Raw genomic sequence first — 11,384 nt, 5'->3', positions numbered from 1 at the left:
ATCGGCCACGCCGCCTGGTGGCCCGGACACGCCGACCGAGCCACCCACCCAACCCCCACCACCGGATCCATCCCCCACCAGGCCGTCGGCCACGACGACAAGGCCGCGCACGACCCCTCGGGACGTCACAACTAAAGTCCGCCCTCGACCGGGCCCCGCTCCGAGCAGAAACGTAACGACATGACCGCCACCTCCCAGGAGGTGGCGGTCATGCTGCTCGGTACCGCGCTGAAGACGGAGGACGTCCTCAGGGCTGCGTCGTTCGGGCGGGGTGGCCCGGTGACCACTGCCGGTCCGTGCGCAAAGCGCGACTCCGCGCGCGTCCTGCAGCACCCGGCGTGCCGAAACCGCAGCGCGCGCCACCACGTACCCTGCCCCTGTGCCCGCCTCCCGTCTGCATCGCGTCGCCGTCCTCGTGCTCGAAGGGGCGAAGCCGCTCGACGTCGGCATTCCGGCACAGGTCTTCACGACCCGCGCGAGCATGCCGTACGAGGTGCGGGTGTGCGGTGCGGCGCCCGGTCTCGTCGCCGGCGGCGACGGCCTGTCGTACCACGTCGCCCACGGCCTCGACGCGCTCGCGTGGGCCGACATCGTCTTCGTCCCCGGCTACCGGTTTCCCGACCGCGAGGACCCGCCGGGACCCGTGGTCGACGCGCTGCTCGCCGCCCACGCCCGGGGCGCACGGCTCGCCGCCATCTCGACAGGTGCCTTCGCCCTCGCCGCGACGGGCCTGCTCGACGGCAGGCGCGCCACGACGCACTGGCACTACGCGCGGGCGCTGGCGGCGAAGCATCCGCTCGTCCGCGTCGACGAGAACGTCCTGTTCGTCGACGAGGGCAGCGTGCTGACGTCGGCCGGCGCCGCCTCGGGCATCGACCTGTGCCTGCACATCCTGCGCGGCGACCTCGGGGTGGCCGCGTCGAACCACGCCGCCCGCCGCCTGGTCGCGGCCCCCTACCGCAGCGGCGGTCAGGCGCAGTACGTGCCGCGGAGTGTGCCCGAGCCCCTGGGCGAGCGGTTCGCCGCGACCCGTGAGTGGGCGCTGCACCGGCTCGGCGAGGCCCTCACCCTCGACGTGCTCGCCCGGCATGCGGCGGTGTCGGCACGCACCTTCTCGCGGCGCTTCGCCGAGGACACGGGGTACACGCCGATGCAGTGGGTCATGCGGGCCCGCATCGACATGGCGCGTGAACTGCTCGAGCGTTCGGAGCGCAGTGTCGAGCAGATCGCCGCCGATGTCGGTCTCGGCACCGGCGCGAATCTGCGCCTGCACTTCCAGCGCATCCTCGGCACCACGCCGAGCGAGTACCGGCGCACCTTCACCCGCGGCGAATAGCCGACCGCCCGGCACGCCCGACGCGCCACGTCGAACCCCTGGCACGCGCGACGCGCCGCTTCGACCGCCCAGAACGCTCGGCCCCGTCCTTCGACCGCCAAGCACCCTTGGCGCGATCCTTCGACCGCCGAGCACCCTTGGCGCGATCCTTTTGAACAGTGGCGATCACGCCGCTGTCAGGGGCGGATGCGGCCCGCGAACCTGGTGGCGAACCCAAGGGACAGGGGCAGGACTCATGACTCGCATCGCCATCAACGGATTCGGCCGCATCGGACGCAATGTGCTGCGTGCACTGCTCGAACGCGACAGCGCGCTCGAAATCGTCGCCGTCAACGACCTCACGGAGCCCGCCACTCTCGCGCGACTGCTCGCCTACGACTCGACGGCCGGCCGGCTCGGCCGCCCGGTGTCCGTCGACGGGGACACCCTCGTGGTCGACGGCCGCCGTATCAAGGTGATCGCCGAGCGTGAGCCGACTCAGCTGCCCTGGGCCGAGCTGGGTGTGGACATCGTGCTCGAGTCGACCGGCCGGTTCACCTCGGCCAAGGCGGCCGGCGCCCATCTGTCCGCGGGCGCGAAGAAGGTGCTCGTCAGTGCGCCGTCGGACGGCGCCGACGTCACCCTGGCCTTCGGGGTGAACACCGACGCCTACGACCCGGCCCTGCACACGATCGTCTCGAACGCCTCGTGCACCACCAACGCGCTCGCGCCACTGGCCGCGGTCCTCGACGAACTCGCCGGTATCGAGCACGGTTTCATGACGACGGTGCACGCCTACACGCAGGAGCAGAACCTGCAGGACGGTCCGCACCGCGACGCCCGCCGGGCGCGCGCCGCCGCCGTCAACATCGTGCCGACCACGACAGGCGCCGCCAAGGCGATCGGCCTCGTGCTCCCGAACCTCGACGGCAAGCTGTCGGGCGACTCGATCCGGGTGCCCGTTCCGGTGGGCTCGATCGTCGAACTCAACACGACCGTCGCCCGCGACGTGACGCGCGAGGACGTGCTGGCCGCGTACCGCGCGGCGGCCGAGGGGCCGCTCGCCGGCGTCCTCGAGTACTCGGAGGACCCGCTCGTCTCGTCCGACATCACGGGCAACCCGGCTTCGTCGATCTTCGACTCGGCCCTCACCCGCGTCGACGGCCGCCACATCAAGGTGGTCGCCTGGTACGACAACGAGTGGGGCTTCTCCCACCGCGTGATCGACACCCTCGAGCTCCTCACCACGGGCTGACGGAAACCGGGGCGGCCCGCGGGAGCCGGCCGGGTCCGGAGGGGCCGGGTCCGGGACGCCCGCGGAGGGGCCGGTCAGCCGAGGACGAACGGGAGCTTCGTGGCGAGATCGCCCAGCGCGGCCTTCTCCGCGCCCGTCGGCGTGCGGCGGCCGGTGCCGATCAGCAGCGCGTCCGTGTCGGAGAACGAGCCGGGGAACGGGGTCCTGGTGATCTTCTCCAGCGAGGCGCGGGCCGCCGCGAGGGACTCGGCGGGCGGCTCGGCGGCCGACGTCAGATGCGCGATCAGGTCGAGGTGGTGCAAGGTCCATTCGAGCACGTACGCGGACAGGTAGTCGCCGGCCGTCAGCACCTCGTCGCGGGTGCTGACGCGGACGGCGGGATCGGCGAGTCGGGCGGCTCGGCCGGCGGCGGAACCGACGTCGTCGAGGTGGAACTTGAGCCACCGCGGCTCGCCGTACGCGGCGGCCAGCCGGGGAATCAGTGCGTCGAGCGGGTCCTTGCCGGTCGGGGGTTCGACCAGGTGCCAGTAGGTGGCCGCGTCGACGGTCGGTTGTGTTTCGGCGGGCGTGACCAGGGTGATCAGGACGTCCTGGGCGTCGATGACCAGGTGGCACACCAGGTCCCGGACTAGCCAGCCGGTACAGCCTGACGGGCGCTCGAAGTCCTCGTCGGGGAGATCGGCGACCGCCGCGAGCAACGCCGCCCAAGACGGTGAGAAGAGATCCACTGCGGCACGGTAGTCCCGCACCGGAACGGCGGACAAGCGCACGGGGACGATCCGCCGGTCGGTTCGGGTACCTGCCCGGCCGTGTGCCGGACACGCTCTCCAGCAGACCTGCAGGCAAGGGACGTCCGCCAGGTGCATGCGCATGCGTAGCGGGTCAGTGTGCCTCCGGCGCGTAGGCATGCCACGCCGGACACATGGGGCGGGTACAGGTCGAAGTGCTGCACGGGTACGTGCCGTGCCCGCTGCGCACAGGCTGCCGCCGCCACCGGTGAAGGAGCAGGAGACGATCCTGTCACCGGCGGTGGGCAGGTCGGTGCCCAGTTGCCGTCGGGAATCGACGCCTCACAGCCTCAGGGTCACCTGGGACCCGGCCGCGGCCGACGCGGCTGCCGTCCGGGCTCAGGGCGCCGACGCACGAACAGTTGGACACGCGGGCCCGACACTCCCTTTCTGCGGGTGTCGAGCACAACCGGCACGGCGCCGTTCGCGCCGAGGACCGCCGTGGCGACGGCGTGCTCGTTCCACCGGGGCTTCAGGGCACCGCTGATGTCGCGGGTGCGGACGATGGTCCGCCCCTCGGAGTCCTCCGCACGGCTGGTGCAGAGCAGAACACGCGCGGCGGTGTCGACGCACAGTTCGCGGACGTAGACGCGAACAGGCGACGACGACTGTCACCGCGCACACCTCCAGATGCTCGCCCTCGCCGAAGGCCAAGGCACGGCCGGTGCGGCTGAGGCCGTACCACCCCAAGAGCCGCCGCTTGCCACCGCCTCCGGGACCGCGGCCCTTCGTCGCCGCCCGAGGGGCGCGGCACGGCCACACCGGACGCCCCCGATCACTCGCCCCACCACGCCGTCGGCAGGACGGCGGATGGACTCTCCTCACTCGGCATCGGGCGCGAACGCTCCGGTGACCCACACATGCGGGACGGCCAGAACGGCCTGTTGCGGGTGGCCTGCGGCACGTGCGGGAGCCGGCGAGGCACCCATTGCCGGTGCGGACGCGGGCGAGAGGGACCTTGCCGGTACGGGAACCGGCCGGACGGACTCAGAGCTTGGCGCCGAAGTCCTGGGTCCACCACGGGCCGCCCGAACCCTTGTGGACGCCTACGCCGATGTCCTTGAACGAGCAGTTGAGGATGTTGGCGCGGTGGCCGGGACTGTTCATCCACGAGTCCATCACCGCCTGCGGGGTCTGCTGGCCCATGGCGATGTTCTCCCCGTACGTGGACCAGCGGTAGCCCGCGGCGGTGATGCGCTGCCCGGGGTCGGCGCCGTCGGGATTGGTGTGGTCGAAGAAGTTCCGGGCGGCCATGTCGTCGGAGTGGCCCTGCGCGGCCTTGTCCAGCTGGGCGTTCTCGGCGAGGGGTCCGCAACCGGTGGCCGCCCGCTCCTTGTTCACCAGCGCGACCACCTGTGCCACGGTGCCCGCGGGGGCGGACTGCGTCTGTGGTGCGGCGGAGGGGGTCTGCGTCGGCCGGGGGGACCGTACGGGAGCCGGCGTGCTCTTCTTCGTGGGGTGCGGGGTCTTCTTGGCGCCGCTCTTCGTCTTCGACGGCGACGGCGACGGCGACGCAGAGGCGGAGGAGGGCGATGTCGCCGCGCCGCTGGGCGCGGAGAGGTCCACGACCGGATCGCCGGCGGTCTGTGCGGTGGCCGTACCGTCCTTCCCTGCCCCGTCGTCCGTTGCGACGTACCAGAGGCCACCGCCCGCGACGCAGGCCGCCACGACGGCGCCGCCGACGGCCCGCCGCCGGATGCGCTTGCGCCGCCGGGCCTCGCCCCGGGAGCCACCACGGCCGCGCGAGGTCCGGTGCCCGCCCGCCTGACCGGTCTCCGCGTGCTCCGCGGACGCGTCCGGCCGGGACGCGGAACCGGCCAGGGCCATCCCGTCGGAGCCGAGACCCATCCTCGCCAGCAGTGCGGTCGACACCGCGACCAGCGCCAGTCCGGCCAGCAGTCCCTCCGCCGGCATCAGGCCGCTCCACAGACCGGAGCAGTGCACACAGTCGCGGGCGTGGCGGGCTATTCGCTTGCGCCACAGCGCGGAGGGCCGGCCGTCCCAGGAGGCCAGCACGCCTCGCAGTTCCTCGCAGGGAGGCTGCGCGTCCAGCGCCCGTACCACCACGCGGGCGGACTCCAGCTGCGCCTTCATCCGCTGTACGCGGACCGCGGTGTGCTGGGGCGACAGCTCCAGGGCCGCGGCGACCTCACCGCGGGTCAGTTCCCCGGCGCACTCCAGCCACCACAGCGAGAGCAGGCCTCGGTCGTCCGGCTCCAGCCAGCGTGTCGCCTGCGCGGTCTCCCGGCGCTGGCCGGACAGTTGCAGCTGCACCATGGTCAGGTCCACGAAGTCCGCGCCCGGGTCGGCGAGATCCTCGGCCTCCTCCACGCCGGCCTGCGCGAACTGCCGGTCCTGCCAGTGCGTCCGGACCTGGTTCATGGCGATCGCCACGAGCCAGGAGCGGAAACTCTCGGGCGTGCGCAGACCGTCCAGCGCGTCCAGGGCGCGGAGCATGGTGTCCTGTACCACGTCGTCGACATCGACCGAGCCGTTCAACGCACGTCCCACGATGTTGTAGACCAGCGGGAGGTACGCACTGACCAGGGCGTCCTGGGCCTCCGGGTCACCCGCTCGGGCAGCGCCCACCAGTGCCGCCGTGTCCACCGTGTGCTGTGTGCTCATCAAAGGCTTCCCTGTCGTCGATGCCGAACGGTGCTGTCCGATACCTGGGAGACCGCTGTGCGGGCCCCGGATAACGGTTATTCGGACACTCGTTCCGTGAGAGGTTCGTCGCACCGGCCCGCCGACCGCAATGGGGGAGATCACAACAGGGGAAGGGAACGGGAGGCGGACACCGGTCCAAAGGCCCCACGGCTCAGGCCCGCACCCCGCCGTCGACCCGCAGGACGGTGCCGGTCAATGAGGAGGAACGGTCGCTGAGAAGCCAGGCGGCGGCCTCGGCGATTTCATCGGGTTCGGCGGTGCGGCCGAGCGGGATGCTCGCCGTGAGGCGCTCCAGGAGGCCGGGCGATTCCGCCTCCCACGCACGGATCATCGCGGTCGTCGTACCCCCGGGAGCGATCGCGTTGACACGGATGCCCTCCGGGGCGTAGGTGACGGCGGCCGACTCGGTGAGGCTGTTGACCGCCCGCTTCATCGCGCCGTGGACGGGCAGTTCGGGATTGCCCCGCAGGCTGCCGATGGAGGAGTTGTTGACGATGGCTCCGGTCCCGGCGGTGGCCCGGATGGCGGCGATCTCGGCGACCACGGACCCCCAGACGCCCTTCGGGTTCCCGGCGTAGACGTGGTCGAAGTCGGCCTCCGGCAGCTGGTCCAGGGGCCCGGCCGCTGGACGGTCGCGCCGTTGTTGAAGGTGACGTCGATCCGCCCGTACAGCTGAACGGCACGGTCGACGGCGGCGCGCACAGCGTCCGCGTCGGCGAGATCGCACACGACGTGGTCCGCGCTGCCGCCCGCTGCCCGGACCTCCTCGGTCACCGCCTTGAGCTGTGCCTCCGTCCGGGCGGCAAGCAGCACGCGGGCGCCTTCCCGGGCGAACAGCCGGGCCGCGGCGGCGCCTAAGCCGCGCCCGGCTCCGGTGATGAAGGCGACCTTGCCGGTGAGCAGGCCCGGGGTGTTGGAGTGGGAGATGTCAGTGCTGCGTCTGCTGTCGGTCATCGGCACCCAGCGCATGGACGTGCCCGGCTGACCGACGTCGTCACCGAGGGAGACAGACTGGGCCTAACGGCACAACTCGTCGCCGAGGTCCGTCCGCCGGTAGCGGACGGTGCGGCCACTGCGGGTGCGGCTGAGCAGACCGGCGTCGTAGAGGACGGCCAGGTGCTGGCTGACCGCGCCCGGGGTGACGTCCAGACGCTGGGCGAGTTCGGTCGTGGAGGCCGGTTCGGCAAGGAGGATCAGCAAACGGGCGCGCGGCCGGCCGAGAAGCCGGATCAGGGCGCGGTCGGTGACCGGTGGCGGTGCCTCGGAGAGGGTCGCGCGGCCCCGGGCCGGATAGACGAGCATCGGCGGGCGCGAGGGGTCGAGCACCGTCTGGGCACCACGGGCGAACACCGTGGGCATCAGCACCATCCCGCGTCCCGCGATGCGGATGTCGGCCGACGGCCAGGGGGCCGTGTCGCCGGTACCGGTCAGCAGCAACTGCTCGCCGGTCCACACGAGCCGTGGGTCGAGCCCGGCGAACAGCGCCGCTGACCCCTGCTCCGCCAGCACCCGTGACTGATGGGCGAGATCGGCCTCCAGGATGCTGTGGACGCGCGGCCACCACGCGTCGCTCAGGCAGGTGTGCCAGTAGGCGTCGAGGGCGTCGGCGAGGCGGGCGAGGAAGGACTCCGGGTCGGCCAGACCGCGCACGACGACCGGCGGGAGCGCGTCCTTGGTGCGGTAGGTGGCACGGAAGTCGGCGGTGACGACGTCCGGTGGGGTGCGGCGGACCTCGTCGAGTTCGTCGGCGAAGACCGGTCGGGCTCGGGCCGGGCGCGGACTGAGGAAGTCGGGCACCCACAGCCAGGGGGCGACCAGCGCGGTGAGCAGTTCGTGATCGAGGGTCTCCAGCCGCGGGCGGATGCGGCGCAGCCACGGCCGGTGATGCGCGTACCGGGCCGGGTCGTGCAGGCAGCGCAGCGAGAACACCGCCTCCTGCAGCGGGGAGTAGGCGAAGGAGGTGGTGGCAAGGTCGCCGATCGCGAAACGGAACTCGATCATTGAGTGCCACGCTAAATCATTGTCGGAGCGAGCGGACACCGCGTTGGCTGTTGAGCATGACCACGACACCACTTTCGCACGCCGCTGACCAGGACGGCAGTTCCGAGGCGGACCGCGCCACCCGCGCGGGCGGACTGCTGCCGGCCGACCCGGCGCTGCGCCTGGCCACCGTTCTGACTGCCGTCAACTCCCTCGGCAACGGGCTGTTCTTCCCGCTCGGCGTCCTCTACTTCACCCGGATCGTCGGCCTCGACGCGACCGCGGTCGGGCTGGGGCTGACGGTCGCGGGTCTGGTCGGCGTGGCCGCCGGGGTCCCCGCCGGACGGGCGGCGGACCGGTGGGGTGCCCGGCGGGTCGGGGCCCTGCTGTGGGCCGGCACGGGTCTCGCCATGGCGGCGTACACCCTGGTGCACTCGTACGCCGGGTTCCTCGTCGCGGTGATCTGCGCGACCGGGTTGCAGATGGCGAGCCGCGGAGTGCAGGGCGCGTTGTACGCCGACGTGCTGCCGGCGGCGACACGGGTGGAGGCACGGGCGTATCTGCGCACGGTGACGAACGTCGGGATGGGCGTGGGCGGCGCACTGGGCGCCGTCGCACTGCAGGTGGACTCGCGGGGCGCGTACCTGACGGTGATCGTGCTGAACGCGCTGTCCTTCGCGGGTCCGGCGCTGCTGGTGCCCCGGCTGCCGCTGGCGCCGCATGTGGGCGAGCGGGCGGCCCTGGCCGCCGACGCCCCGGCCGCGGACCGCTGGCGGGCGGTGCGTGACCTGCCGTTCCTCGCGGTGACCGTGCTCAACGCGGTGCTGGTCGTGCAGTACACGCTGGCCGAGGTCGGGCTTCCGCTGTGGATCGTGGAGCGGACCGAGGCGCCGCGCTGGACGGCGGCCCTGCTGATGATCGTCAACTGTGTGCTGGTGGCGCTCCTGCAGGTGCGGGTGGCCCGCCGGGCGTCCCAAGTCCCGAGCGCCGTACGGGCGATGGGCTGGTCGGGTCTGTTCCTGGCCGCGTCCTGCGCCGTGTTCGCCGTCTCGGCAGGCCTGTCCCCCGTGTGGGCGGTGCTGTCGCTGACCGCCGGGGCCGTGGTGCAGGTCTTCGCGGAGGTGCTGTCGGCGGCCGGTGGCTGGACCCTCGGTTACGAACTCGCCGATGCCCGCGCGCACGGTGTCTACCAGGGCGTGTTCGGCGCGGGCATGTCGGCCGGGATGATGGCGGGCCCGGCGCTGGTCACGGTCACCGCGATCGCCCACGGCACGCTGGGCTGGGCGGTGCTCGGGGTGATGTTCGCCGTGGCCGGGCTCGCCGTGGCACCCGCCGTGCGCTGGGCGCAGCGGGACGGCGCCTGGCGGGGCGAACCGTCCTGAGGCGCCCGCTGTGGCGACGCGGTGGCGCTGCACAGTGAGCCGCGGCGGGGGGCGCCTCAGAAGCCGAGGTCGCTGAGGCCGGGGTGGTCGTCGGGCCTGCGGCCCAGCGGCCAGAAGTAGGCGCGGTCGGACTCGGCGATCGGCAGCGTGTTGATGGAGGCGTGGCGGGTGTGCATCAGCCCGTGCTCGTCGAACTCCCAGTTCTCGTTGCCGTAGGAGCGGTACCAGTTCCCGGCGTCGTCGCGGTGTTCGTAGGCGAAGCGCACCGCGATGCGGTTGCCGTCGTGGGCCCACAGCTCCTTGATGAGCCGGTAGTCCAGTTCGGTGTTCCACTTGCGCGTGAGCAGCGCGACGATCTCGTCGCGGCCGCCGGCGAACTCGGCGCGATTGCGCCACCGGGAGTCCACGGTGTAGGCGAGCGACACCTTGTGCGGATCACGGGTGTTCCACGCGTCCTCGGCCAGGCGGACCTTCTCGATCGCGGTCTCCCTGGTGAACGGCGGCACCGGCGGGCGGGTGGGCTCGGTCATGTCGGCTCAGCTCCTTCGGGCTCCGGGCACGCCACAGGCCGGGCGAGCCCCTCGCAACAGCGTGAGAACGATCGTTCTCATCGATACCTGCCAGCCTAAAGAACGATCGTTCTCCAGGCAAGGGCTCCCCCCGCCGAGCACGCCGAGGCGGCGAGTGGACAACGGGCGCTTCGGTTCCGTGACATCCATCACGCCATCCCCCGATCTAGGCGTGCCGAATAGTAGATGCCCGTCTATGGACATACGGGATTTGTCCGTCTTGACACAGGCGCCTGCCACGCTCACCGGGGCGGCATTCCCGCCCGACGGCGACACCACCGGTTCGTCGAGGCAGACAGGGATTCTGACGAGTCGTCAGCAGACGGGCCGGGCGGCCGGAACCGGACCAGCACGCTCCGCATGCCTTGGCAAGGGTCCCCCGGGTCTCCTAAGCGCGGTAGTACGAAGGCTCTTTGCGCTCCCTGTGAAGCCGTCCTAACAATGACGACCCGCACAACGTCTCCGCAGCTCAGGAGCGGGGTCCGCGCAGAGCCGCCCTTGTACGGGGGCTCTGCGACTACCGGGTGAGGTCACGCATGGCAAAGCATCGTAAGAAGCAGCATTACCGGCAGCTGGTCATAGCCGCAGTCGCCATGGGTGCCGTAGGCATACCGTCCGCCGCCATGGCCTGCGCCGACTGGCCGGGCAACGGCACGGACCAGTCCGAGAGCGCCGCGACGTACGCGGGCACCGGCCTGCGGTCCGAGGCCGCCGGGCAGCACAGGTGGGAGCACCACCAGTGGCATCACCACCGGGGTCACCACCACAACCACCACCGGGCCGCCACGCCCGCTCCGGTGATGTCGAAGACTCCGAGTGCCGCGCCGAGCACCCCGAAGGCCGCCGAGCCTGCGAAGCCCAGGCCCGCTTCTTCCGCCCCCACGTCCAAGCCCACCGCCCCCGCGACCCACGCGGCCCCGAGCACCCCCAAGCCCACCGCCACGGCGTCCGGGGTCGTTGCTCGCATCGTGCAGCTCGTCAACGCCGAGCGCGCCAAGGTCGGTTGCTCCGCCCTGACCCTGAACGCGACCCTGACCAAGGTGGCGCAGGCGCACAGCCAGGACATGGCGGCCCACCAGAACATGTCCCACACCGGTTCCGACGGATCCGACCCCGGCCAGCGGATCACTCGCGCCGGCTACGCCTGGAGCGCCTACGGCGAGAACGTCGCCTACGGCTACGCCACACCCGAGCAGGTCATGGCGGGCTGGATGTCCAGCCCCGGGCATCGCGCCAACATCCTCAACTGCTCGTTCAAGGAGATCGGCGTCGGTCTCGCACAGCCCAACAGCTACTGGACGCAGGACTTCGGCACCGCCCGCTAGCAGGACCTCGACGTGGGCCGCCCCCCCCGGGGCGGGCCCCCCCCGGGCAGGGCGCCCGCGCGCAGTAACACACCACGGACCCCAAGACGGCCCCCGCCCCCGT

At 72.0% G+C, this 11,384-nt stretch carries 8 protein-coding genes and 1 pseudogene; 4 read left to right on the top strand and 5 right to left on the bottom strand.

Annotated elements, in window-relative coordinates:
* Window positions 1–379: 379 nt before the first annotated feature.
* Window positions 380–1,336 carry a helix-turn-helix domain-containing protein gene (locus AB0H32_RS42870; protein ID WP_361133343.1) on the top strand — a complete coding sequence of 319 codons (957 nt, stop codon included), beginning with the start codon at window positions 380–382 and terminating at the stop codon, window positions 1,334–1,336.
* A 235-nt stretch (window positions 1,337–1,571) separates the two neighbouring features.
* Window positions 1,572–2,570: a type I glyceraldehyde-3-phosphate dehydrogenase gene (gene gap, locus AB0H32_RS42865; RefSeq protein WP_361133340.1), complete on the top strand. Its 999-nt coding sequence runs from the start codon at window positions 1,572–1,574 to the stop codon at window positions 2,568–2,570.
* Window positions 2,571–2,644: 74 nt separating this feature from the next.
* On the opposite strand, the gene AB0H32_RS42860 is transcribed toward gap, so the two are convergent.
* The 4 genes and pseudogenes from AB0H32_RS42860 to AB0H32_RS42845 all read right to left on the bottom strand — a co-directional run bounded on the left by AB0H32_RS42860 (window position 2,645) and on the right by AB0H32_RS42845 (window position 8,026).
* The gene (locus tag AB0H32_RS42860; RefSeq protein ID WP_361133337.1) at window positions 2,645–3,298 is read right to left on the bottom strand and encodes a maleylpyruvate isomerase N-terminal domain-containing protein; all 654 of its coding nucleotides are present in this window, start codon (window positions 3,296–3,298) and stop codon (window positions 2,645–2,647) included.
* A gap of 1,047 nt (window positions 3,299–4,345) precedes the next feature.
* The gene (locus AB0H32_RS42855; protein ID WP_361133334.1) at window positions 4,346–5,983 is read right to left on the bottom strand and encodes a sigma-70 family RNA polymerase sigma factor; all 1,638 of its coding nucleotides are present in this window, start codon (window positions 5,981–5,983) and stop codon (window positions 4,346–4,348) included.
* A gap of 193 nt (window positions 5,984–6,176) precedes the next feature.
* A pseudogene (locus AB0H32_RS42850) lies at window positions 6,177–6,904 on the bottom strand (SDR family oxidoreductase).
* Window positions 6,905–7,042: 138 nt separating this feature from the next.
* Window positions 7,043–8,026 (bottom strand): helix-turn-helix domain-containing protein, encoded by a 984-nt coding sequence (locus tag AB0H32_RS42845; RefSeq protein ID WP_361133331.1) that lies wholly within the window; start codon window positions 8,024–8,026, stop codon window positions 7,043–7,045.
* A gap of 56 nt (window positions 8,027–8,082) precedes the next feature.
* Between AB0H32_RS42845 and AB0H32_RS42840 the strand changes: the two genes are divergently transcribed.
* Window positions 8,083–9,387, top strand: a complete 1,305-nt coding sequence (locus tag AB0H32_RS42840) for an MFS transporter (RefSeq protein WP_361133329.1) — start codon at window positions 8,083–8,085, stop codon at window positions 9,385–9,387.
* 56 nt (window positions 9,388–9,443) lie between these two features.
* On the opposite strand, the gene AB0H32_RS42835 is transcribed toward AB0H32_RS42840, so the two are convergent.
* A complete protein-coding gene (locus AB0H32_RS42835; protein ID WP_361133326.1) occupies window positions 9,444–9,917 on the bottom strand; it encodes a nuclear transport factor 2 family protein in 474 nt (157 codons plus the stop codon).
* A 575-nt stretch (window positions 9,918–10,492) separates the two neighbouring features.
* Here AB0H32_RS42835 and AB0H32_RS42830 point away from each other — a divergent pair.
* Window positions 10,493–11,281 carry a CAP domain-containing protein gene (locus AB0H32_RS42830; RefSeq protein WP_361133323.1) on the top strand — a complete coding sequence of 263 codons (789 nt, stop codon included), beginning with the start codon at window positions 10,493–10,495 and terminating at the stop codon, window positions 11,279–11,281.
* The last annotated feature ends 103 nt before the right edge of the window (window positions 11,282–11,384 follow it).

Origin of the sequence: Streptomyces sp. NPDC020362 (assembly GCF_040642095.1) — a bacterium.
Lineage (GTDB): Bacteria > Actinomycetota > Actinomycetes > Streptomycetales > Streptomycetaceae > Streptomyces.
The sequence above is the reverse complement of the archived record's forward strand: the minus strand, read 5'-3'. Positions and strand labels throughout refer to the sequence as shown.